The sequence below is a fragment of the Methylocaldum gracile genome (assembly GCF_053646815.1).
The window spans coordinates 2,573,877-2,596,025 of sequence record NZ_CM132196.1 but is presented as its reverse complement, the minus strand read 5'-3'; the positions used below and the strand labels follow the sequence as shown (position 1 = coordinate 2,596,025).

The following is a 22,149-nucleotide window of genomic DNA, read 5'->3' as shown; positions in this document are numbered from 1 at the left end:
TCAGCTCAGCTTGGCGATAGCCTTTCTCGCCAATCAAACCAAAGGTCGCTCAACCCGACTAATGCGATTGGCACGATAATATAAGGAATGAATAACAGCGCTACATAAGTTCCGACTAGCCAAGCTTTCCACGATTTGCTGCGGGATACCAATGCGTGAAGCACCGAAAAGCCAACCAACAGAAATAGCGCGAAAAGCGGAAGGCTCAAATTCAAAGCGAGCTCCGCCATTCCTCCATTCGCCGTAACAGCGACTATCAGCGCCCCTATCCCGGAATAGGGAAATGCCGCGTGCATACGGAGTTCTATGAATTCTGAACGGAATCCGCCCGGATTAAAAAGCGCTGATTGCCACCATCGGGCGATCAATAAACCCAGCATCAGGCTAATCACCAGGCTAGCGGACACGATCCCGGTCATGTAACGTGCGGCCACCGCCGAGAAGTCGTTCCAGAGCTGATCCGCATCCAAGTCCGGAGAAGCGCCATCCATCAACGGTTTGAAAAACCGTTCCAAACCTTCCATCCAAATGGACGAAGGATCCGGATGAAGCCAATAGACCGCGGTCACCATGAGAATGCCCATGATCGACACAAATCCCAAAGCGGTCGATAGCTTGCCCGATTCTCGGAGAATCGCTGCTGTTAGCCACATCGGAACCCAAAGGAGAAGCCCGTAACCAACCGCATCGGCCATGCTGCCGATAAGAGCCCCGCCTAGAGCACCCAAAACCACGATGGATGCCGCCATTATAAGGCCACCCTCGTATACGCCTTTTCGCAGTGTGGGGAGGCCTACGGCTGCCGCAGCTAATAGGCTAAGAAACGGAACGACCCAAGATACGAGAGCCAGGGTGCAGGCCGCAAATACGGCTTGCACCCTTCCTCTCATGATAAAAGCGGCCAACGTGCGCATAATCAGGCCGCGCTTCCGCCGGAACTAAACTCACTTATTTGTGGGCGTCGGTATACGGCAACAGCGCCAAAAAACGAGCCCGCTTGATAGCAGTGGCGAGTTGCCTTTGGTATTTTCCCTTTGTTCCCGTAATCCGACTCGGGACGATTTTGCCTGTCTCCGAGATATATTCCCTCAGTACGTCGAGATCTTTGTAATCGATCTCTTTAACGCCCTCGGCGGTAAATCTGCAATATTTCTTACGCTTGAATTGGCGAACCATAGAAGACCTATTTCTTGATTAAGGTTGTCGTACGCGACCTGAAACTGGCTTGCAGCCTCAGGTATCCGATGAAGCCTCGGCTTCGTCGCCACCCTCTTCGTCGGCGTTCGCGGCGACTTCTTCGCCTCGTTCCGCTTCGGGTTCGGACTGGCCGGCTTTTGCCATCGGCGAGGGTTCGGTTACCGGCTCGTCACGACGAACCGTCAAGCTGCGCAAAACGGCATCATTAAAGCGGAACCCGCTCTCCAGTTCATCAAGGGTCTGCTGGTCGCATTCGATGTTCATCAACACATAGTGTGCTTTATGAACCTTATTGATGGGATAGGCCAATTGGCGACGCCCCCAGTCTTCCAGGCGATGGATTTTTCCATCACTGGACTCGATCATGGTGCGATAACGATCCAGCATGGCGGGGACTTGCGCGCTTTGGTCCGGATGAACCATAAAAACGATCTCATAATGTCGCATGTATGCTCCTTATGGGTTAAACAGCCTTCCGCACACGACGGTAAGGCAAGGAGTGGCGGCCTTTTGAGCTGCCAACCAGAATCAGCGATTGTAATGCGATCGCCGTGAGCTTACAAGTCAATGAATTGCTGTGAGAGAGAACGATAGCCGTGAATATACTTTGAATCGATCGGCATCGCGGATCGGATTCTCGACATTTTTCTGAGCCGAGCCGACGTCCCCACAACCGACACTCGGCCTTCTTTGTTGCGTAACGGCAAAGGCACAATAAGATTCATGCGTATAAGTTGAGTAAGCCGTTAACCGCCGTGCCTCGATCTGAGTCTGTGGGGCCATTTTCCTCTTGAGTCGAAACATGCTCCGAAAAAGGCTGGCTCCGATCGCCAAAACTTGACTGTTGATTGAAATCGAAGGGCTGCCCTCTTTCATCGGACAATCCCGACGGAGCCGTTACATTGATGTCGGCCAGCGCAATCTCCTGAGCGCCGAGCATTTCGCGTAGCTTGGGTACAGCGGCCTCGATGGCCTCCCGAACTGAAGCGTGATGGGTCGCGAAATGGACCGTCGCTTGGTCTTGATCGATCTGGATACGGATTTCCAGAGGTCCTAAGTGTGCAGGATTGAGCCTGATTTCGGCCGTCTGCAGGCCTTTATCGGTCATCCATAGGATGCGTTCTCCCAGTCCTTCCTGCCATCCAGCTTGATTCAAAGGCTTATCCAATGCCGGTATCGAATCGTTGGCAACAACCGTGGTGAGCTGAGATGCCGAAGGAACCGCTTGTAACGGAAAACCGGTCTCGATCGAGTTTTGGACTCCCTCGGCGGGAACGGCGGTCGGCGGTGACATGTACTTGTCGAACTGCGAAAAGAGACTTTCACCGGCTCCACGCTTGGTCGAATCCTGACCGTCCGATTCAGCGGCAAGCAATTGCGCCAGGAGCGCATCCGGCTCTTCGACTCCAGATGACGCCATTCCGGATAAGCCCTTTTCTGCAGGCGTCAACCCCTTTTCTTCGCCTTGGGATTGATAGAAGAATTGCTCGCCGCGCAGCCCTACGCCAAGGTTGTCGTGCGAACGGGATTCACCATGATCGGCTAACTCGCTGGTGCGGAGCTCTTGGCTTGTTTGAATGAGTTCGTCCTGCGAGGTGAATGCTTCTGCACTCTCAGAACCTAAAGATTCCGCCTGTTGAGAGGACGTCAACGGAATCCCATGGGCGGCGAGTGCCGCCAACAGCGAATCGGCCGCACGGTTTTCGTTTTCAGACTCCAGATCCTCATCGAGCGGCACGGACTTAGGCAACGAACTGCCTTCCGCCGGCAAGCCGTTGCCGCCGGGCACTTCAGCACCCGAATAGTCTTGGAACTGCCGATCGGAAAATGCTTCGAGATTGGATACATACTGGAGAAGCTCCTGCAGCGGATCCGCGCCTGTTTCGTTCGTTTCCGCGGCGGCGATTTCAGGACTTTCTCCGGTCCCATTGGATCCCGTGTTCCCCTTCATCGCTTCAAATTGCCTGACCAGCGCCGCGAGAAAGGCGGCCGGATCCGCTTTGCTTTCCGGCGAGGTATTGCCGACAAGCTGGACCAATTCAAGAATGGAAGTCGGCGCGGCCGACACTGAAGTAATAGAAGTATTGATGTTCATGTCATAAATTCCGAGTTCGCATGACCATGGTCAGCAAATCGAATGCCAGAATGCTGAATCGAAATCATATGAATACGGTCAAGGTGCCGCCGCTTGAGCGGCGGCCCGCTCTCTCATCCTGCTCCGCTTGCTGTTTCTTTTCCTCCATGCGCGTCTCTTCCCTAAGCGAATGCTCGAAAACTTTCTTGATGCCCAGACTTCGCTTGCGCGCCGCTTCCCATTCGGCTTGGCGATTCTGAAGCTCTGCTTGCGCCGCATGAACGGCCTTTTCTTGGTCGGCGATTGCGGTATTGATCTTGGCCAGAAACATCCGGTACTCGATCAACTGACGAGTTCCGAGGCCCGCGTTTCCGGATCGTTGAAACTGGGCTGAATAATTGTCGCGGAACGTCATGAGACTATCGAGATTTCGCCGCGCGGATTCCACCTTTTTTTGGCTTTCCCCCAAAATTTGAGCCATTTGTTTCTCCCGTGATTCGGCGAGCTCCAAAACCGGGCTCAAGCGCTTCGATCGTTTCATACCTTAGTCCCGTTCTCTGAAGTTGTGAGGCATGCCGGATGTCGTTACGCGGATGCGCCCAATAATTTTTCCAAATCGTCGAGGCTTCTTTCGAAGCCGACCGCCTCGTGCAGATCCTGTTGCAGAAAACTCATGATGCCTGGATTCATGGCGATGGCTTCATCGATACGCGGATCGGATCCCTTGTGATAGGCCCCCACGGTGATCAGATCGCGATTTTGTTGATAGAGGGAGTATAGGCGTTTTAGACGCCTGGCAAGTTGCATATGCCGATCATCGGCAATGTCCGTCATCACGCGGCTGATCGAGGCTTCGATATCGATGGCAGGATAATGCCCGGAGTCAGCCAAGGCACGCGACAGCACGATATGGCCGTCCAGTATTCCGCGCGCCGCGTCGGCGATGGGGTCGTTGGCATCGTCGCCTTCGGCGAGCACGGTATAGAAGGCAGTGATCGACCCTTCCCCTTCGTTCCCGTTTCCCGCCCGCTCCACGAGTTGCGGCAGTTTTGCGAATACCGAGGGAGGATAGCCCTTGGTGGCGGGCGGCTCGTCGATCGCCAGAGCGATCTCGCGTTGCGCCTGCGCAAAGCGGGTCAGCGAATCCATCAAGAGCAGGACATCGAGACCTCGATTGCGAAAAAACTCGGCTATGCTCGTGGCCAACAAAGCGCCGTGCATGCGCATTAAAGGCGGGTAATCCGCCGGGGTTGCGATTACGACGGCCTTGGCGCGTCCTTCTTCGCCCAGAATTTTCTGCACGAACTCGTTAACCTCTCTGCCCCGCTCGCCGATCAGGCCCACCACCACTACATCGGCATTCGTGTATTTGGTCATCATGCCGAGCAGATTGCTCTTGCCAACGCCCGTTCCCGCAAACAATCCGAGCCGCTGTCCACGGCCGACAGTGAGCAAGGCGTTGATTGCGCGGACCCCGACATCCAAGGGCTCGCGGATCGGCTTCCGCGCCAGCGGATTGATCGCGCTCCCGGTCAGCGGCATCGAGCAATCGCTCTGCACAGGCCCCTTGCCGTCCAATGGCTTGCCGGCCCCGTCCAACACCCGTCCGAGCAAACCGAAGCCCACTCGCACGGAAGAGGTTTTGGTCAGCGGTATGACCCGGCAGTCCGGCTCCAAACCCTGGATATCGCCGGTCGGCATCAAATAAATCCGCTCTCCTGCGAAACCGACAACTTCCGCTTCCACGCCGTTTCCATGCGCTGTCTTGACCAGGCAACGAGCTCCGACGGCCGCTCGGCAGCCGACTGCCTCAAGGGTGAGGCCGACCATACGGCTCAGCTTGCCTTCCACCAGCAATTCCGGCGGCTCGTTGAGACGCGCGCGGTAACTGGCCAGTTTCGCGGCCCACAATTCCTTGAGTCTAGGTGCCGGAGCGAGATTGGTCATGACCGATCCTCGTCCCGTTCGCCGCCGAATAAACGTGCGATTGTCGATGCGAGGCGTTTTTCGACTGTGGCGTCGATGTAAGACGTGTCGGTCGTTACCCGGCAGCCGCCGCGGGTCAAGAGCGGATCTTCGACGACCTTCCAGCGTGGCCCCAATTCGTCCAGCGCGAGTGTAGACCGAATCAGCTCCGCATCGTCCGGATGCAAGTGAAGCGCTATTTTCCGCGCACTGGAAGGAAGGATTGCCATGGCTTCGCGCACCACGGCAATGATTTCGCCGGGCTCGGTTTTCAGCTCTCGCCGAATGAGCTGCTTCGCGACAGCAATCGCCAACGCGACCAGTTCCTGCTCGACGCGATCGCCCACTTCGGCCAGCGGTTCGCTCAAGCAGTCGATCAATTCCTGTAAGCGCTGGGCCAAAGACGCTGCGTTTACGCGTCCTTCGTCGTATCCCTGGCGGTAACCTTCTTCGCGACCGTCCCGATAGCCTTGCTCCGAACCCTCTTTGAATCCAGCGGCGCGGGCTTCCTCATAAGCTTGCTTCTGCATCGCTTCGATTTCTTCCGCCGTGGGCATCGCCGGATAGTCCGTTTCCTCCTCGACCACGACCACGGGACATTCCTCTTCGGGTTCGCCCATGACCGGCAGCTTCCACGGTTCGAGTGAAGCGAGCTCCTCTGCGGAGAAGCCTTTAAATGAGCTCATCGCTACCGCCTAACGAGAGTTCGCCGGCCTCCGCCATGCGCCTTGCAATGGCTAGAATATCCTTTTGTGCGGCCTCCACCTCGCTTAAGCGGGCCGGGGGCGCGGCCTCCAAATCGTCGCGCAACATCTCTGCCGCCCGGCGCGACATGTTGCTGAAAATCTTTTCTTTCAGCGCGTCATCGGCGCCGCGCAGCGCGAGCAATAACGAATCCGTCGACACTTCGCGAAGCAAGGTCTGGATGCCCCGATCATCGATATCGACCAGATCGTCGAATACGAACATCTTGTCCTGGATCTTTTGGCTGAGGTCCGGATTGACTTCGCTGATCTGCTCCATGATCGAGGCTTCGACGGTGCTCTCGATAAAATTGAGAATATTGGCCGCGGTTTCGATGCCGCCGAGTGTCGACGATTTGACATTCGCATTCCCGCTCAGCTGTCTTTCCATGATGTCGTCAAGCTCGCGAAGGGCCGCCGGCTGTACGCCGGTGAGCGTAGCCACGCGCATGATGAGGTCCGGCCGCGCCCGTTCAGGGAGATAGCCGAGGGTTTCCGCGGCTTGGTCGCTGTCCAATAGAGACAAGATGATCGCGATGATTTGCGGGTGTTCGAGCCGGATCAGATCGGCGATGGCGCGTGGGTCCATCCATTTGAGTTGTTCCAGGCCCTTGCTGTTGCGGCCCAACAGGATACGGTCACAAACGCTGCTGGCCTTGTCGGCTCCCAAGGCCTGGGTAAGGAGATTGCGGATATATTCTTCCGAATTCACGCCCAGGGCGGTCTGGTTGCGGATATCGTCCACGAATTTCCCGAGGACGTCTTCCACCATTGGCATGGTGATGTTGCGAAGCTCAGCCATGGCCGCACCGATTTGCTGAACCTCTTTCGGCGACATGTGCTTGAGCACTTCCGCCGCCCTATCCTGCCCGACCGTCAGAAAGAACAGCGCGGCCCTCTGCGGCCCGTCCAATCTGCTCGACTCTGCTTCAGCCATTCACGTTCATCCAGTTCTTGATGACCTGCGCGACGCGCTTTGGATCCTGATCCACTGCCCTCTGCGCGAAAACCACGCGCTTTTCATGACTTTCGGGCGCTTCCAGCATCAACAGCTCTTCGTCCTCGTTCTCCTTTGAGATTTCGCGTGGCTCGCGGGCATCGACGATCGCGCCATCTTTAGTAGCCGAATCCGCTATGTCATTCGCATCGGCGCCGGACGATTCGCCTCGTCCCACTAGGCCTTTCACCGCCGGACGAAGGACGCCGAAGACCAGCACGAGCACGATTAGCGCTGCTCCCGCTTGCTTGACGATCGACCAAAACCAATCCTGCTCCCAAACCGGCGCAACCGGCAAAGTTTCGATCTCGCTGCGGAAGGCCGCGTTGGTTACGGTAACCCGGTCTCCGCGCGCGGCATCGTACCCTACGGCCTCCTTCACCAGATTGGCGAAACGAGTCAGATCTTCCTCGCTGTAGGGTTGGAGAGTCACCCCATTATCGCCTTGTGGAACGTGCTGATAGTCGACTACCACCGCGGCGGTGATGCGGCGGATGACACCCGCCCCTAGACGGGAGTGACTGATGGTCTTGTCCAGTTCGTAATTTCGGGTAGCGCTTTTGACGGTGCTGAGAGGAGGCTCCGAAGGGTTTTGCCCGGGTTGCGCTGCGCCAGTTGTTTCAGGCGCGATACCGGCAGGCGGCGGCTGATTCGACAGGGCTCCTGGCACGCCCTGCACTGCCGAGCCTTTGTTTTGTTCCTCGTTGGTCTGTTCGCTGCGCAAGGCGGGCAGGTCCGGGTTGTAGACTTCCTGAGTGCGCTCGGTGACGGTGAAATCGATATCAGCGGTGACCTGGGTGCGAAGCCCATCCCTGCCGACCACCGGGCTCAAGATGTTTTCGATACGCTCGATGAGATGCTCCTCGACCTGCTTTTTGTAGTCGAATTGCTTGGCGTTCGGATATAGGTCATTGCCGTTGTCCTTGGCATTGAGCAGATGCCCCCGCTGATCGACGACCGTAACTTGTCCGGGTTCCAACTGCGGCACGCTGGACGCCACTAGATGGACGATAGCCTCCACTTGTCCCGGCTCCAGGCCGCGTCCCGAATGCAATTCGACCATAACGGAAGCACTGGGTTTTTTAGCTTGCCGCACGAATACCGATTCTTTCGGCAAGGCCAGATGAACGCGGGCCGATTTGACATTCCGAATGGTGGTGATCGAACGGGCAATCTCTCCCTCCAAAGCGCGTTGATACCGCGCGCCCTCAACCATTTGGCTAGCGCCAAAACCCGACTGTTTTTCCAACAGTTCGAAGCCGGTACCGCTTTCCTTGGGCAACCCCATCCCGGCCAGTTTCAATCGCACCGCATGGACCTGATCGGCCGGAACCAATATGGCGCCGGTCGTCGGCTGGATCTGGTGTTGTATGTTGAGTTTTTGCAACGCTTCGACGATTTCTCCGCCCTCCTTTTCCTCCAAGTTGGAAAACAAGGTTGCATATTCGGTTTTGTTAGCCCACAGCAGCACGGCGATCGCCGTCGCCACCGTGAACGCGAGAGCGGCGATCAAGCCGATTTGTCGGCCGCGCGGCATCCGCATCCAGGTCCTGAGGACCGGCGACGATTTCTCGCTTTGGACGACCGCGGCTTGCCCGCCCGGCACCAGGTTTTTGCTTTCGCTTTGACTGAGTTCCATCTGGCGCTATCGTTTCCGGACTACATGGGCATGTTCATGACGTCCTTGTAAGCCTCCACAAGCTTGTTCCTGACCTGTACCATGGCCTGGAACGACAGACTGGCTTTCTGCAGCGAGATCATCACTTCCGACAGATTGGCATCGGTCGCGCCGGACTCGAACGCTTCCGCCAATTTGTTGGCTTGCTGCTGAGTTTCGTTGACCTTGTCGATCGAATCCTTGAGCAAAGTGCCAAAATCGACCGCGTTATCGGTAGGCAATGCGGTGCTGCGGGCCTGATCCCGCATGATGCGCATTTGTGTGAGAACCTTATTGATATCGAGCTCGCTCATGGTAATGCCCGTTTTTTGTCACTACGCCCATAAATGCATGATCCGCGCCAACGTTATACGGCCGCCAGATGGCCGGCTTCGCGCATCTTGGCAAGCTTGTAGCGGAGCGTCCGTTCGCTGATTCCCAGCCGCTCCGCAGTCGATTTACGGCTGCCGTTCTGCTCCTTCAGCGTATCCAGAATGATTTTTTCCTCGTGGGTCCGCAGGCCGCCCATCAGCGAGTCGGCGGCGGATGAATCGGGCTCCGGCGAAATTCCGTCGCTGCCGTAGAGATCATCCTCGAACACCAGATCTTCGGGCGCGATGCGACCGCCGGATTGGAGTATCAAGGCTCTTTGAATCGAGTTGTCCAACTCCCGCACGTTACCCGGCCATCGGTAGGCCGACAGCCGATCGGCCGCTTCCTTGCTCAGTTCAGGTAACGGTTCGCCGCTACGCCAGTGACGCCGGACAAAGGCTTCCGCCAGCGGAACAATGTCTTCCTTCCGTTCCCGTAACGGCGGGATGGTCAGCGGAAAGACGCTTAAGCGGTAATAAAGGTCTTCCCTGAAAAGCCCGCGGCTGATCCATTCTTTCGGATTCCGGTTGGTGGTCGCCAATATGCGGATATCCAGTGCGAGCGGCTTGCGTCCGCCGAGACGCTCGACTTCGCGTTCCTGGAGAACCCTGAGCAACTTCGCCTGCAGGGGCAGGTTCATCTCGGATATTTCATCGAGCAGCACGGTGCCGCCTTGAGCCATTTCGAGTTTCCCAGGCACTGTTTGGACCGCTCCGGTGTAAGCGCCTTTCTCGTAGCCGAAAAGCTCCGCCTCGAGCATGTTTTCGGGGATCGCGGCACAGTTTATGGCCACGAAAGGGCCCTCGTGCCGAAGGGAACTCTGATGGATATAGCGAGCCAGAACTTCCTTGCCGGTTCCGCTCTCACCCTGAATGAGCACCGTTGCGTCGGATTTCGCGATCCGTGCCGCCAAGCCTAGCAGCTTTTTCATCGCCGGGCTTTCCGCCACTCGTCCGTCTGTTTTCTCCGGCTTCGGCAGGATACGTCGCGATACCTGCTCGACCAAGGTTTCCGCCGCAAAGGGCTTGACCAGATAGTCGCAGGCTCCTGCCTGCATCGCTTGAACCGCATTTTCGATAGTGCCGTAGGCGGTCATGAGGAGGACCGGAACATCCGGATAGTCCGCTCTGATGCGTTCGAGCAAGCTCAGTCCGTGCAATTTAGGCATCTGCACGTCGCTGATCACCAGTCTTACCTGCGACTCTGCCAATTTGGCGAGCGCCTCCGCGCCATCCCCTGCGGCCATGGTCCGATAACCGGCGATTTCCAAAGTATCCGTCAAGGCCTCCGACAAGGAGGGGTCGTCTTCGACGATCAAAATGTCAGTTTGCTGCATCATCTCCTCCCATAAAGGCGGCACGGCCGGAAAAGTTGCCCGGCAAAGGCGTGCCGCCAGGACTTAAAGGCAGTCGAATACGAAAGGTCGTACCAAAACCCTCCGAGGATTCGCACCAGATTCGCCCGAGATGCGCTTTGACCACGTATTCGGCGATCGCCAACCCGAGTCCGGTGCCGTTGGCTCGGGTTGTGAAAAACGGCTCGAAAATCCGTGCTCTGATGTTTTCGGCTATCCCAGGACCGTTGTCCGACACGCTGATGTCCAGATATCGAGGCTCGCGCCGATCCGCCACGACCGTTACGCTGCCCTCGCCGCCCACGGCGTCCACGGCGTTGCTGACCAAGTTGATCAGTATGCCCAGGAGCGCGTCGCCGTTGCCGTGCAGATCGTCTTCGTCGGACCGGTTGGCAACCGTGAAACGTATCGGTTTGCCCTGCATCAACGGCTCACAGTTTTCCATGAGCTTGGTCATGAGCTCGCTGATCGAAAACCGCTCCTTGGCCAAGGTTCCCATCCGGGCGAAGGTCAGCATATCGTTGACCTGACGCTCCAAGTGGTGGAGCCGCTCGGTCAGCTTGGCTGCAAATTTCGAGCGGTGGGAAACGTCAAGATCGGATTTTGCGAGATGAGAGGCGTAGAGCAGCGCGGTTGCCAAAGGCGTGCGCACCTGATGGGCAAGGCTCGCCACCATTTCCCCCAGTGCCGAGAGTCGCCTTTGATGATCCGCCCACTCCTGGAGAGAGCGCATTTCCGTTACGTCCGTAAGGAGCACGATTTGCCCCGGTTCATCGCCGAGCGGGCTGAGGGTAAGGCTTATGGTTTTTCCATCGGGCAAGAGTCTTTGGTGGGGGTTTTCGACGATCGGCAAGGCATTCAGGACGTCGCGCCACATCCGTCCCAAAAGCGGTTCGCCGAGAAACAGCCCGGCAACCGGGTTGTACTCTACGATCAGACCGCGACCGTCGATCACGACCACGCCGCCCGGCAGAGTCTTCAGGAGTAATTGTAGGCGGTTGGCCAATAACTCTTTTTCGGCCAAGGTTTTCAGTCGCTCGCTTCGGGCAGCCGCGAGCTCTTCGCTGAGACGCGCGACTTGGGCTTCGAGGTCGAGGTAGGACTGGGTCAGATTCTCGGAAAGCGCATTGAATACCTGGAAGGCATCCTGCAAGCGCTGGGCATTGTCGAAAATTTGGTTGACCAAGGGAGCGCCGAGTCCGGTAAAAGTTGAACCTGACCGGCGAGAAGCAATCAAAGTGCCACTTTGTTGCCCCATAAAAACAATGGCTTGGACGGCCTCCTTTTGGAGGGACGTCAAATTACCGTCGTCTCTTCTCCCCGCAAGCCGTATTTGCGCAACTTCTCGACCAAAGTCGTGCGGCGCATTTTGAGAAGATTGGCGGCGTGGGCCACGACGCCGTTACACTCGTCCAGGGCCTGCTTGATCAACTCGCATTCCAGATTGTTCAAATGCTCGCGCAAGTCCAAACCTTCTCCCGGCAAGCGGGCAAGGACGAGTCCATCGGTAGCGGATACACTTTCGGCGTTCGGCTCGCGCCTGAGCGTGGCGTCTTCCGGTTTGACATACTGTTGGAATTTTTCCGGCAAATCTGCCGCATCGACGACGCCGTTTGGAAATAATATCGCCAGACGCTCGATCAAATTGGCCAGTTCACGTACGTTTCCTGGCCAATGGTACCGCTGCAAAACCCGAAGAGCGGCCGGCGTAAGCCGCATGTCTCCCCGCTTTTCGGCTTTGAGACGGGCGGTAAGATCCTCGACCAGAGTCGGTACGTCTTCCAGTCGCTCGCGCAGCGACGGTACATCGATCGGAAAGACATTGAGACGGTAATAAAGATCTTCCCTAAATCGGTTCCGGCCGATTTCCTCTTCCAGATTGCGGTGAGTCGCCGCGATGATGCGTACGTCGCACTGAATGGTCCTATTGCTGCCTACCCTCTCGAAGCAGCGCTCCTGCAAGACTCGCAGCAACTTTACCTGCATCGACAGGGGCATGTCCCCGATTTCATCCAAAAACAGCGTGCCGCCTTCGGCCATTTCGAAACGTCCTTGGCGGGAACTGAGCGCCCCGGTGAAAGCGCCCTTCTCGTGACCGAAAAGCTCGCTTTCCAGCAGCTCACCCGGTATGGCGCCGCAATTCACGGGTACGAACGGCTTGCTTCGGCGGGCGGAGTAATAATGTAAGTTGCGAGCGATAACCTCTTTGCCGGTGCCCGACTCGCCTAAGATCAGAACCGTTGCGTCGGACGGAGCGACTTGCTGAATGAGTTTGCGCGTGCGTTGGACGGCTGCGCTGGCGCCGGTCAAGCTGCGAAACAACTCCGAAGGACGGACGTTGACCACTTCCGGCGCTCCCCGGCTGATCTTTTCGAGGCAGGCGCTCAACGTCGCGTGATTGGTCGGCCAGGCCAATACGGCGGAAGCTCTGTTTTCCAGCCCGGCCGGCAAAGGTCTTGTCGGCGACTTATCCATTACTAGGACAAGCGGCGCCTGCCTGTAAAGCTCCACGATCCGCAAAACCACCTTTTCGATGTCGTCGTCCACGCCGACGAAGATTGCGTCGAATTCCGGTTCAGTTTCGTCTCTGAGGGTATCCAAATCGCATGCGATGACCTCACAATCAAGGAACCTAAGAATAATCCTCAGTTCGGTCAACAAGGCGCTATCGCTTTGGAGTAATAAAATTCGGCGCAAGCCCATCTAGTTTGCTCTCCAATGGCCCGACCCTGAAACGTGAGTCGACCGGTTCGGATGGTATGGTAAATATGCAACAACAAACGGCTTGAAAGTTTAGCCGTCAAAATATCGTCGTCAACAGAACGTTTTTTAGGCGAACATCGAAATGCATCAATTCAGCGAGCGGGAAATAGCGATATAAGCTATTTTTTATTTATTTGAAAAAAGCCGAGTCGCCGATTAGCGACACAAATATTAACGTGACGCGAACGAGACAAGGGAATAGCATGTATACTTTTGACAACAATCGACTTTATGTATCAAGGCGAGCTTTTTAATGGCCAAATTAACGCTCACATTCAGAGGCAAGTCACTCCAGGCCATCACGCTTAGGCCGGGCGAGATCAGCATAGGTCGCGATCCGTCCAATCTCTTGCATATCGATAGTCTGGCCGTTGCGCCCCAACACGCGATTATCGAGTCCACGCCCGAACAAAATATCATTCGCGAAGTCGATAGCGAGTTTCCTGTTTTCGTCAATGACAAAAAGATCGCCGAACATGCGCTCGGTCACGGCGACCGAATTACCGTCGGCAAACATGTGATTTTCTTCACCAAGGAAGAGATCTTCAGATCGGAGAGGCAAGCGGACGCCGAGTCGGAACCGGAAGTCTGGACAGACGCCGATGCCAAATTTTTCAATGGCAGCTTGCAGGTGTTGAACGGACGGCAGATCGGGCTGGTGATACCATTGAAGAAATCTTTGGTTCGTCTCGGAAAAGAAGGCTCCGGCGTGGTCATCATCGCCAAGCGCAAGAGCGGGTATTTTATTTCGCCTTTGGCGGACGGCACCTCGCTGACCATCAACGACAAGCCCGTAAAGGATCAGGCCGTGCTCTTGAACGACGGCGATCTCATCAAGGTCAATGAATCCCTAATGCAATTCTTTCAAGAGTAACCGCACGGAGCTGCTTAATGTCCAGCATCAGGCGTTCGGAAAAACGCCATTTTCATCGTATAGCTCATGACGCGCCCGCCACGCTATTTCATAAAGATGACAGCTTTCCCTGCAAAATCCTGGACCTTTCGCTCAAGGGCTGTCTGATCGAGCTCGATGCGGACCGACCCCTTGATCCAGACTATATCTATGAACTCCGCATCGATCTGAGCGGGACGGTTCGCATCTTGATGGGCGTTTCCTTAGCCCACCGCAGCGGAACGAAGATCGGCCTCGTGTGCCAACGTACGGACCTGGACAGCATTTCCGCGCTGAAGAGGTTGGTCGAACTCAATCTGGGCGACGAGGAACTGCTCGAGCGAGATTTACAGGCGCTGGCGTCGAGCTCGGACCATTAACCCTCTGTACTACAGCCGCAGTTGTTGGTCTAACGAGGCATGGTACTCGACTGAGGAGGCCACCATGAGGGCTTACCTGGTGAAACCGTTGGCCGACCCGGAGGCGGTGCTGATGGTGGACGAGACGGGCTCTCTGAAGAATGGCATCCACTCGGTTGGCGTGAAGCGGCAATACAGCGACACGGCCGGTCGCATCGAGAACAGCCAGACACGTCTTGGCCTAGTCAAGCTGGTGGCACCGGCATCAGTGGAGCGCCGGCAGTGCCATTACCGACGCCGCTGTCGCGGTCATCCACCATAACTGCGGCTGTAGTACTAGACGTCGGACGAAAAGTCGGCCCCGGAAAACTAAAATCGAATTGGGAACCGGACCATATCAACGCCTTCCTTGGCGTCATTTTGGCGGCTGATTGACAAAACCAGAATAAGCCGGATATGGATTTTTCGTGAGTCAGCGACTATGAAAATCTTCTTTTCAAGCCGGGGCACGCCGTACGGTCAGTTTTTTATCTGACGTCGGGTTTCGGCCGTCTAAGTAAACATCCACAAATCTGCGGCCACTAACGAAAGTCCGGCCTACTCAGATCGGCTGCGCCGCCTGCTGTTTCTGCACAATGTACAGAAGATTGCTGTACCTGGAGCTAAGGGCGCCAAAGGACAAAATGCTGCCTACTACCTTTACGGAGTGGATCAGCAGCCGAAAGACACCTTTGCCGGGTCTCATGTAGCCGTCGCCGTATTCCGCTAGGACGGTAAACTCATTTTTCTTACAAAAGTCCCATATGCCGCGCCGTGAAACCACCGGATCGTAATGAACCGGATAGGGTTCATAGCCCGGTTTGCCAGCGTTCCGGAAACCCAGGAAAATGCGGTAATAAAGCACATGAAACCAATGCGGTGTCATGCGGGTTATAAACCCATGAACGGAATGGGGGTCTGGTATGCGAATAACGATGATTCCGCCGGGCTTGACCCATCGGCTGAGGTTGTTTAGTACCTGCTCTGCGCCCTTAATGTGCTCGAGGACATACGAGCTGTAGATCACATCGTAGTGATGCTCGGGAAGTTGTACCGAGCGTAGGTCTCCTTCAACCGCTATATCGAGATCGCCGATATCGTCCTTTCTCATCTTTAGCGCGGCTGCGTCGAGGTCAACGCCGGTTAATACATATTCGACCCCGTTAAGATTCAATTGCCATCTCCGGCCACAACCCGCTTCCAGTATCTCCAGCGGCTTCGCGGAAGTCGATTGTGCCTTGATGTAGTCTACGATTACTTCGCACTCTTTTTCTCGACTCTGAATCAGGTCCATTTTGTCACTCCTAAGTAGTTGCCCGATGTGAAATCGCCTCCAAAAACCGACATTGAATCTGAACCCGGACAATATATGAGGTCTTTCGCCGCGTCAAATTCAGTGTTTAATCGGGAAATCTGAATAATCCGGATATCGGTTTTTCTCGGACTGACGGCTTTAAAATCGTCCGTTTCGAGCTGGGCTACAGGAGTGTGGTCAGGTCAGGTTTTTTTATGCTTGATTTTGATTTCGACTCCTTGCGTTTTGCCAAGCCGCGCCGCATAAAGAAATCTGAAGCGAATTGCAAAAGTCCGACCGTCCGGCTTCGGTAGTGCTTGATCGACCGAGTCGATACCGGCCTCGGATATGGGCTGGTTTACTCTTACACTCGCAATGTCCGACATTGACAGCCTACCTCCCTGGGCGCATCGTTTCCCAAATCGGCTAGCGCTATGGCGAGCCGGCAGGAGACGGTCCGGTCTTTTCGGAAATTGCCAATCCTGCCGGAGCACCAGAACAGCGGCGAACCGCCGGTCGAGGAAACGCTGAGAGCAAGCATAGCCTGGATGAAACGAAGTAGCATCCAGGGCTTATGCCGTCTCGTTCATCGACCACTCCTCCTGGATTCCGTTTCACTCCATCCAGGCTACGTGCTGAATCGCAGATTTCGGGAACTAATGAATTCCACCCATGATCTGCTTTAAGCCGGTTCTCCTGAGAAAGCAAAGGAACTCCTCGGCTCTAGGAGCGTTCGTTATTAATCAGGCCCGTAAATACCCTCCTGGTATTTCGGGCCGCCGCCCAGGCCGGTACACGCCCGGCCTGGGCTCACGCGGCTTGTCGCCGCGCCGGGGCATCCCTGCCCCGGATTAACCCGGCCTATATTTATAGGCCGGGTTAATAGTATCTTGGTGAGGTCAGCCGGTAGGACGAAGTGAGGAACGACAAATCGGCAGGATTGATGAAAAGTATCCCTGTTTTCCACCCTACCGGGCGCGTCGCGTCCCAATTCTCTCCTGGAGAATTTGTGCCGATCTGCACGGCGGAACAGCCCCCAGTGTGCGGACAGGGATGGTCCGGCACGAGCCGCATCGTTCTCGATCACAACGCGGCCAGGGCATCGCGCAGACTTCTTACCGGCACGATCTCCAAATTCTTGATTCCCCCTTTCGCGACATTCTTGGCGGGCGCCAAGGCATGGGTGAACCCGTGTTTTGCGGCCTCCTTGAGCCTTTCCTCGCCGTTTTGAACCGGCCTGACCTCGCCGTTGAGTCCCAATTCCCCGAATACCACCCAGTCCTTCGGAATGGGACGGTCCCGGTAGCTGGACACGACCGCCAAGGCCACCGCCAGATCGCCCGCGGTTTCGGTAAGGCGCAGCCCACCCACCATATTGACGAAAACGTCCTGATTGAACAAAGGGATTCCACCGTGCCTATGGAGCACCGCCAACAGCATGGCCAGCCGATTTTGTTCCATGCCCACGGCGACCCGGCGCGGTGTCGGCGAATGGGACTCATCGACCAAGGCTTGAACTTCCACCAGAAGAGGCCGGCTGCCTTCGCGCATCACCATCACGACGCTGCCGGGAGCGTCTTCCTCGCCGCGCGACAAGAATAGCGCCGAAGGATTGCGCACCTCTCTGAGCCCGGTTTCGGTCATGGCGAATACGCCAAGCTCGTTGACCGCGCCGAAGCGGTTCTTGAACGCCCGAATAACCCGAAACCGGCTACTCGAATCGCCCTCGAAATAAAGCACGGTATCCACCATGTGCTCCAGCACGCGGGGGCCCGCCAGGGCGCCTTCCTTGGTGACATGACCGACGAGGAATACGGTCGTCGGCGTCTGCTTGGCATATCGAACCAATTGTGCAGCACACTCCCTCACCTGAGCCACGGAGCCCGGCGCCGATTGCAGAATTTCGCTGAACGTGGTTTGGATCGAATCGATGACCAGAACGTCCGGCCGGGCCTCCGATGCAACGGCCAAGATCCGCTCCAGCGAGGTTTCGGCAATGATCTGCACGCCGGCGCAAGACAGTTGCAGCCGCTTGGCGCGAAGGCTTACCTGCCTTATGGATTCTTCGCCGGTCACATAGAGCACCCGCTGGCGTTCGCTCAAGGTAGCGAGGGTTTGCAGCAAGAGGGTCGATTTGCCGATACCGGGATCGCCGCCGATCAGGATGGCGGAACCTGTGACCAGTCCGCCGCCCAAGACTCTGTCGAATTCTTCGATGCCGGTCGGCGTTCTGAAAATTTCTTCCGCTTCGACCTCCGCGAGCGAGACGGGAGACGCGCGTTCGGAGGCCCCTGCATAGCCCGAGAAGCGCGAGGCGGGCGGCGCCACCCGATCCTCCACGCCTTCCACCATCGAATTCCAGGAATTGCAGGCCGGACACTGTCCGGACCACTTGGTTTGAGCGTGCCCGCACTCGGTACAGCGAAACACGATCTTCCGGTCTTTGGTACGGCTTACGGCCACGGTTTACCCCCGCTGACCAAAGCGTTCACATCCTGCCGAAAATGCACCGTCACCGCATCGAAGCCGATCTCGCGCATGGCGCCCAAACCCTTATCGAGAGGCATGACGTGATCGGGAGATTCGTCGCTGAAAAGGTGAACGATCCACTGTTCCAAAAGGTCGATGCGGTTAAGCTCGGTAAACGTACGGAAGTATTGCCTTACCTCTTCCTGAGTCGACTGCAGATGGGTCAGGGAATCGTCCAGGGCATAGCGATCGCCGTTGACGAATACCCCTCCCGGCTTTAGAACGCGAAAGATTTCTTCGAGCACTCGGACACGATAGCTATTCAGAAAGTTGTGCAGCGTATAGGCCGAGGCGGCGACGTCTATGCTTGCCGACGGCACTCCCTGTAGATAGGACAGAGCATCGTTTTCGACCAGTCGCAGGCGTCCATGCTCCAAAACGCCGGCCAGATTCCGACGCGCTTGGCTCAACATGGTGGATTCGTTGTCGACCGCAGTAATCATCGCATCGGATCGTGCGCGGATGAGATTCATAGTCGTCACGCCGGTGCCGCAGCCGAGTTCAAGCAAATTTAACGATTCCGTCGAAACCTTGGGCGTCCAGCCGGCCACGAACTCGCCGACTCGCCGGCTCATGTCGGCCGCCGCGGGACAAATCCGCTTTAGCATTTCGTATTCTTCCCCGATCGGGCCGGAAAAAAGTTTTTCAGCAGTCACTTCATTCATGATCGATCATTAAGAGTTACAAATTAAGCATCGGTTCACGGTCGATAAACAATGCGGTAAATCGCCCCGGCCTTATCGTCCGATACCAATAGCGCTCCATCGGGCATTTCCAAGACATCCACCGGTCGGCCGAGGACTTCGCCGTTGGGCCGCAACCAGCCTTCCGCGAAAATCTTGTCGTTGACGGGTTTTCCCCCGCGGAATTCGACCATCACGACCCGATAGCCGACGGGCGCACTTCGATTCCATGAACCGTGCTGGGCGACGAAAAGCTGGCCCCGATATTCGGCCGGAAATTGCTTGCCGGTGTAAAAGCGCATGCCGAGCGGTGCGACGTGGGCCGGATACGTCCACGCGGGCGACTCGAATTCGGCGCAGGATTTCCCTTTGCCGAAAGACGGATCGACGATGTCCTTGCCATGGCAATGCGGAAATCCGAAATGCAGCCCCGGTTTCGGCGCATGATTCAGCTCATCGGGCGGCACGTCGTCGCCCATCCAGTCGCGTCCGTTCTCGTTCAACCACAGTTCTTTCGTTTCCGGATGCCAGTCGAAACCGACGGTATTGCGGATGCCGCGAGCATAAATTTCGAAGTTCGAGCCGTCCTTGTCCAATCGCGTCAGCGTCGCGTAAATGTCTTTTTCGGAAAGGCAGACATTGCAGGGAGCGCCCACGGGGGCATAAAGCTTCCCGTCCGGTCCCACTCGCAGATATTTCCAGCCGTGGTGCACATCCTCGGGATAGCGGTCGAAGACGATCTCCGGCTTGGGTGGGTTCGATACCTGCCGCCCGATGTCCTTGAACCTCAGAATGCGCGGAATCTCCGCAACATACAGGTCGCCATCGACATAAGCGATGCCGTTCGGCATGTTCAAGTTCTCGGCCAGCACCTGGACCTGATCGGCTTTGCCATCGCCGTCCCGATCGCGCACTGCGTAAACCTTGCCCTCCTCCATGCTGCCTACATATACGGTACCGTCGTTCCCCAAAGCCAAAGACCTGGCGTTGGGCGTCTGATCGGTGTAGAGCGCGATTCGAAAACCGGGAGGGAGCTTGATCTCGCTCAACAGCGCTTCGGCCCGGACTTCGGCGCAGACCGTCAAACCGAGCGCACACGCCGCGAGCTTCAGCCAAGAATGTTCTCTTACGTCCATACGTCTCCCTCAATGAGCTGAAAGATTCATGAAAGGCTTGGAGGGCAAAATTGTGTTTACGGCGAACGACTTGATTTTTAATGCTTCGCCTCCAAATATGGTAACACCCACGATTTCCATAGGTGACCGACAATCATGCGCATATTTCTCTTTCTGCTCACTAACGCCGCGGTACTGCTTCTGATCAGCATCATTTTCCATGTCTTGGGGCTCGGCAACTTTCTCACCCAGCGCGGCGTTCATCTGAACCTCGACAGCTTGCTCCTGATGTCCGCCATCATCGGCATGAGCGGCTCCTTCATTTCGCTGATGATGTCCAAATGGATGGCCAAACAATCCATGGGCGTCTACGTGATCGAGCAACCGACCAATCAAACCGAGCGCTGGCTGGTCGACACTGTCCGGCGCCACGCGCAGCAGGCCGGCATCGGCATGCCCGAGGTAGGGATTTTCGATTCCCCGGAGCCCAATGCGTTCGCGACCGGCATGAACAAGAACGATGCTCTCGTCGCCGTCAGCACCGGTCTTATGCACCACATGAATGCCGATGAAGTGGAAGCCGTTTTGGGACACGAGATCAGTCACGTGGCCAACGGCGATATGGTCACCCTGGGCCTTATTCAGGGCGTAGTGAATACGTTCGTCTACTTCTTCGCCTCCATCGCGGGCCATCTCATCGACCGGGTGGTGTTCCGCTCGGAAGATGACCGTGGCGGGTATGGACCGGCCTATTATTTGACGCAAATTGTGGCGCAAATATTCCTCTCCATTCTGGCGACGATGGTTGTCATGTGGTTCTCCCGCTGGCGCGAGTTTCGCGCCGATGCCGGCGGCGCGCGCCTGGCCGGTCAGAACAGGATGATCGGAGCCCTGAGGGCCTTGCAGCGAGCCCATGACCATAGAGATTTGCCCGGCGAGTTCGCTGCGTTTGGAATCAACGGCGGTTTAGGCTACGGCTTCAAGAAACTCTTCATGAGCCATCCTCCGCTGGAGGAGCGTATCGCCGCTCTGCAGAATCTGCGCTAACGTAAAGCGCCCTTGCCGCCCGCCCGAGAACCCCATCCGGGCGGGCTTTTTTATCGATTGACCACGGGACTACATCCATGAGCATCGAATGGTCGGACCTACTGAGCGAAAGCGAGGCTACCGCCGATTTTCGGGCAAAGGGCGAAGGATCGGCGTTTTGCGGTTTGGCCGATTTAGGCTTGTTGCGGGTTTCCGGCGTCGATGCGGAGACTTTTCTGCAAGGCCAATCGACTTGCGATATCGCCAGCCTTGGGTTCGACGAATCCGGGCTCGGAGCTTTTTGTAATCCCAAGGGCCGCGTCATAGCGAGCTTCCGTGTCCTTCGCCGCGTCGAAGGTTATTACCTCTTTGTGCCGGCCGATTTGGTGGAGGCGATACACAAGCGCCTTCGCATGTATGTGCTGCGCTCGAAAGTTTCCATAGAAAATCTGACGCCGCACTGGGGATTCATCGGGCTTTTCCGGCCCGGCTCCGGGCTTCTCGATGGCCAGGGCGGCGACGTGCTGGCGGTCCGCGTCGACCAAAGCTCCGCGCGCATTCTGATTGCCGCACCGAACGAGACCGCCAAGCGACTCTGGGAAGGTCTCCTGTCGTCATCGGATTACAGCCTGGTCAGTTCCGGTGCGTGGCGCTTGAAGGAAATCGAAGACGGTCTTCCGAGCGAAACGCAGGTGACCAGCGAGGAATTCCTCCCGCAGATGCTCAATCTCGATATTCTGGGCGGCGTCAGCTATCGCAAGGGTTGCTATACCGGGCAGGAGGTCGTGGCACGGACGCACTTTCTCGGGCACCTGAAACGACGGATGTTTCGTCTTCGAACGATCAGCGAGCACGAGCCCAAGCCCGGCGATCCGCTCTATCAGTCCGGCGAAGCCGATGGGCAGCGGGTCGGGCAAGTCGTCGCTGCGGCGCCTGAAGCGGAGCGGAGTTTTCAATTGCTGGCGGTTCTGCCTCTCGACCGCTCTCCAGATGCCGATCTCCGGCTCTTTCGACCCGACGGTCCGGCCGCCGAGTTTCTGACTTTGCCCTATACTTTCGACGTTCCATAACAATAATGCGGATAGAGTTC

22 protein-coding genes are annotated in these 22,149 nt (G+C 56.7%); 5 read left to right on the top strand and 17 right to left on the bottom strand.

The annotated features are described in order from the left end of the window. Nucleotides 1-5: 5 nt before the first annotated feature. From ACWJJK_RS11450 to ACWJJK_RS11390, 13 genes are all read right to left on the bottom strand, one after another. Nucleotides 6-749, bottom strand: coding sequence for a YybS family protein (locus ACWJJK_RS11450; RefSeq protein WP_077732550.1), 744 nt, complete (start codon nucleotides 747-749; stop codon nucleotides 6-8). 199 nt (nucleotides 750-948) lie between these two features. Next, nucleotides 949-1,176 carry a 30S ribosomal protein S18 gene (gene rpsR / locus ACWJJK_RS11445; RefSeq protein WP_077732549.1) on the bottom strand — a complete coding sequence of 76 codons (228 nt, stop codon included), beginning with the start codon at nucleotides 1,174-1,176 and terminating at the stop codon, nucleotides 949-951. 57 nt (nucleotides 1,177-1,233) lie between these two features. After that, entirely contained in the window at nucleotides 1,234-1,644 is a 411-nt protein-coding gene (gene rpsF, locus ACWJJK_RS11440; RefSeq protein ID WP_077732548.1) for a 30S ribosomal protein S6, read from the bottom strand. Nucleotides 1,645-1,918: 274 nt separating this feature from the next. Next, complete coding sequence (locus tag ACWJJK_RS11435) at nucleotides 1,919-3,292, bottom strand: flagellar hook-length control protein FliK (RefSeq protein WP_077732547.1); 1,374 nt, start codon at nucleotides 3,290-3,292, stop codon at nucleotides 1,919-1,921. 64 nt (nucleotides 3,293-3,356) lie between these two features. Then, entirely contained in the window at nucleotides 3,357-3,812 is a 456-nt protein-coding gene (gene fliJ / locus ACWJJK_RS11430) for a flagellar export protein FliJ (protein WP_086134755.1), read from the bottom strand. Between the two features lie 44 nt (nucleotides 3,813-3,856). Beyond that, on the bottom strand, nucleotides 3,857-5,218 hold the full coding sequence (gene fliI / locus ACWJJK_RS11425; RefSeq protein ID WP_077732545.1) for a flagellar protein export ATPase FliI: 1,362 nt from the start codon (nucleotides 5,216-5,218) through the stop codon (nucleotides 3,857-3,859). After that, on the bottom strand, nucleotides 5,215-5,922 hold the full coding sequence (fliH, locus tag ACWJJK_RS11420; protein WP_077732544.1) for a flagellar assembly protein FliH: 708 nt from the start codon (nucleotides 5,920-5,922) through the stop codon (nucleotides 5,215-5,217). The genes fliI and fliH overlap by 4 nt, the downstream gene beginning before the upstream one ends. Then, a complete protein-coding gene (fliG, locus tag ACWJJK_RS11415) occupies nucleotides 5,909-6,916 on the bottom strand; it encodes a flagellar motor switch protein FliG (protein WP_077732543.1) in 1,008 nt (335 codons plus the stop codon). The genes fliH and fliG overlap by 14 nt, the downstream gene beginning before the upstream one ends. Further along, nucleotides 6,909-8,615: a flagellar basal-body MS-ring/collar protein FliF gene (gene fliF / locus ACWJJK_RS11410; RefSeq protein ID WP_077732542.1), complete on the bottom strand. Its 1,707-nt coding sequence runs from the start codon at nucleotides 8,613-8,615 to the stop codon at nucleotides 6,909-6,911. Before fliF ends, fliG begins: the two co-directional genes overlap by 8 nt. A gap of 20 nt (nucleotides 8,616-8,635) precedes the next feature. Then, on the bottom strand, nucleotides 8,636-8,947 hold the full coding sequence (gene fliE, locus ACWJJK_RS11405) for a flagellar hook-basal body complex protein FliE (RefSeq protein WP_077732541.1): 312 nt from the start codon (nucleotides 8,945-8,947) through the stop codon (nucleotides 8,636-8,638). A gap of 53 nt (nucleotides 8,948-9,000) precedes the next feature. Beyond that, nucleotides 9,001-10,344, bottom strand: coding sequence for a sigma-54-dependent transcriptional regulator (locus tag ACWJJK_RS11400; protein ID WP_454129029.1), 1,344 nt, complete (start codon nucleotides 10,342-10,344; stop codon nucleotides 9,001-9,003). Beyond that, complete coding sequence (locus ACWJJK_RS11395) at nucleotides 10,328-11,545, bottom strand: sensor histidine kinase (RefSeq protein ID WP_245245566.1); 1,218 nt, start codon at nucleotides 11,543-11,545, stop codon at nucleotides 10,328-10,330. Before ACWJJK_RS11395 ends, ACWJJK_RS11400 begins: the two co-directional genes overlap by 17 nt. A gap of 110 nt (nucleotides 11,546-11,655) precedes the next feature. Beyond that, nucleotides 11,656-13,062: a sigma 54-interacting transcriptional regulator gene (locus tag ACWJJK_RS11390; RefSeq protein WP_086134751.1), complete on the bottom strand. Its 1,407-nt coding sequence runs from the start codon at nucleotides 13,060-13,062 to the stop codon at nucleotides 11,656-11,658. A 313-nt stretch (nucleotides 13,063-13,375) separates the two neighbouring features. Here ACWJJK_RS11390 and ACWJJK_RS11385 point away from each other — a divergent pair, with 313 nt between their 5' ends. Genes ACWJJK_RS11385 through ACWJJK_RS11375 form a run of 3 tightly spaced genes read left to right on the top strand, consistent with a single transcriptional unit; the run spans nucleotide 13,376 to nucleotide 14,695 of the window. Then, on the top strand, nucleotides 13,376-13,996 hold the full coding sequence (locus ACWJJK_RS11385; RefSeq protein WP_077732538.1) for an FHA domain-containing protein: 621 nt from the start codon (nucleotides 13,376-13,378) through the stop codon (nucleotides 13,994-13,996). A 17-nt stretch (nucleotides 13,997-14,013) separates the two neighbouring features. After that, nucleotides 14,014-14,394 (top strand): PilZ domain-containing protein, encoded by a 381-nt coding sequence (locus tag ACWJJK_RS11380; RefSeq protein ID WP_077732537.1) that lies wholly within the window; start codon nucleotides 14,014-14,016, stop codon nucleotides 14,392-14,394. Continuing rightward, a complete protein-coding gene (locus ACWJJK_RS11375; RefSeq protein WP_454129041.1) occupies nucleotides 14,330-14,695 on the top strand; it encodes a transposase in 366 nt (121 codons plus the stop codon). The genes ACWJJK_RS11380 and ACWJJK_RS11375 overlap by 65 nt, the downstream gene beginning before the upstream one ends. Before the next feature lie 279 nt (nucleotides 14,696-14,974). Here the strand turns inward: ACWJJK_RS11375 and ACWJJK_RS11370 are convergent, their stop codons facing one another. From ACWJJK_RS11370 to ACWJJK_RS11355, 4 genes are all read right to left on the bottom strand, one after another. Then, a complete protein-coding gene (locus tag ACWJJK_RS11370) occupies nucleotides 14,975-15,706 on the bottom strand; it encodes a class I SAM-dependent methyltransferase (protein WP_156881188.1) in 732 nt (243 codons plus the stop codon). A 1,083-nt stretch (nucleotides 15,707-16,789) separates the two neighbouring features. Beyond that, nucleotides 16,790-18,169 carry a DNA repair protein RadA gene (gene radA, locus ACWJJK_RS11365; protein WP_454129028.1) on the bottom strand — a complete coding sequence of 460 codons (1,380 nt, stop codon included), beginning with the start codon at nucleotides 18,167-18,169 and terminating at the stop codon, nucleotides 16,790-16,792. After that, complete coding sequence (locus ACWJJK_RS11360; RefSeq protein ID WP_077732302.1) at nucleotides 18,160-18,900, bottom strand: class I SAM-dependent methyltransferase; 741 nt, start codon at nucleotides 18,898-18,900, stop codon at nucleotides 18,160-18,162. Before ACWJJK_RS11360 ends, radA begins: the two co-directional genes overlap by 10 nt. A 35-nt stretch (nucleotides 18,901-18,935) precedes the next feature. Next, the gene (locus ACWJJK_RS11355; protein ID WP_077732301.1) at nucleotides 18,936-20,054 is read right to left on the bottom strand and encodes a PQQ-dependent sugar dehydrogenase; all 1,119 of its coding nucleotides are present in this window, start codon (nucleotides 20,052-20,054) and stop codon (nucleotides 18,936-18,938) included. 132 nt (nucleotides 20,055-20,186) lie between these two features. Here ACWJJK_RS11355 and htpX point away from each other — a divergent pair, with 132 nt between their 5' ends. Together htpX and ygfZ are read left to right on the top strand one after the other, a co-directional pair. Next, nucleotides 20,187-21,080 carry a protease HtpX gene (gene htpX / locus ACWJJK_RS11350; RefSeq protein ID WP_205781108.1) on the top strand — a complete coding sequence of 298 codons (894 nt, stop codon included), beginning with the start codon at nucleotides 20,187-20,189 and terminating at the stop codon, nucleotides 21,078-21,080. Between the two features lie 77 nt (nucleotides 21,081-21,157). Continuing rightward, on the top strand, nucleotides 21,158-22,129 hold the full coding sequence (ygfZ, locus tag ACWJJK_RS11345) for a CAF17-like 4Fe-4S cluster assembly/insertion protein YgfZ (RefSeq protein ID WP_156881187.1): 972 nt from the start codon (nucleotides 21,158-21,160) through the stop codon (nucleotides 22,127-22,129). Nucleotides 22,130-22,149 lie beyond the last annotated feature (20 nt).

Coding starts and splice junctions, on each gene's coding strand:
- fliJ (WP_086134755.1), bottom strand. CDS start 3,812: ATGAAACGATCGAAGCGCTTGAGCCCGGTTTTGGAGCTCGCCGAATCA.
- ACWJJK_RS11385 (WP_077732538.1), top strand. CDS start 13,376: ATGGCCAAATTAACGCTCACATTCAGAGGCAAGTCACTCCAGGCCATC.
- ygfZ (WP_156881187.1), top strand. CDS start 21,158: ATGAGCATCGAATGGTCGGACCTACTGAGCGAAAGCGAGGCTACCGCC.
- rpsF (WP_077732548.1), bottom strand. CDS start 1,644: ATGCGACATTATGAGATCGTTTTTATGGTTCATCCGGACCAAAGCGCG.
- ACWJJK_RS11370 (WP_156881188.1), bottom strand. CDS start 15,706: ATGGACCTGATTCAGAGTCGAGAAAAAGAGTGCGAAGTAATCGTAGAC.
- rpsR (WP_077732549.1), bottom strand. CDS start 1,176: ATGGTTCGCCAATTCAAGCGTAAGAAATATTGCAGATTTACCGCCGAG.
- fliF (WP_077732542.1), bottom strand. CDS start 8,615: ATGGAACTCAGTCAAAGCGAAAGCAAAAACCTGGTGCCGGGCGGGCAA.
- fliI (WP_077732545.1), bottom strand. CDS start 5,218: ATGACCAATCTCGCTCCGGCACCTAGACTCAAGGAATTGTGGGCCGCG.
- ACWJJK_RS11355 (WP_077732301.1), bottom strand. CDS start 20,054: ATGGACGTAAGAGAACATTCTTGGCTGAAGCTCGCGGCGTGTGCGCTC.
- ACWJJK_RS11400 (WP_454129029.1), bottom strand. CDS start 10,344: ATGATGCAGCAAACTGACATTTTGATCGTCGAAGACGACCCCTCCTTG.
- fliG (WP_077732543.1), bottom strand. CDS start 6,916: ATGGCTGAAGCAGAGTCGAGCAGATTGGACGGGCCGCAGAGGGCCGCG.
- ACWJJK_RS11360 (WP_077732302.1), bottom strand. CDS start 18,900: ATGAATGAAGTGACTGCTGAAAAACTTTTTTCCGGCCCGATCGGGGAA.
- fliE (WP_077732541.1), bottom strand. CDS start 8,947: ATGAGCGAGCTCGATATCAATAAGGTTCTCACACAAATGCGCATCATG.
- ACWJJK_RS11435 (WP_077732547.1), bottom strand. CDS start 3,292: ATGAACATCAATACTTCTATTACTTCAGTGTCGGCCGCGCCGACTTCC.
- ACWJJK_RS11450 (WP_077732550.1), bottom strand. CDS start 749: ATGGCGGCATCCATCGTGGTTTTGGGTGCTCTAGGCGGGGCTCTTATC.
- ACWJJK_RS11390 (WP_086134751.1), bottom strand. CDS start 13,062: ATGGGCTTGCGCCGAATTTTATTACTCCAAAGCGATAGCGCCTTGTTG.
- fliH (WP_077732544.1), bottom strand. CDS start 5,922: ATGAGCTCATTTAAAGGCTTCTCCGCAGAGGAGCTCGCTTCACTCGAA.
- ACWJJK_RS11380 (WP_077732537.1), top strand. CDS start 14,014: ATGTCCAGCATCAGGCGTTCGGAAAAACGCCATTTTCATCGTATAGCT.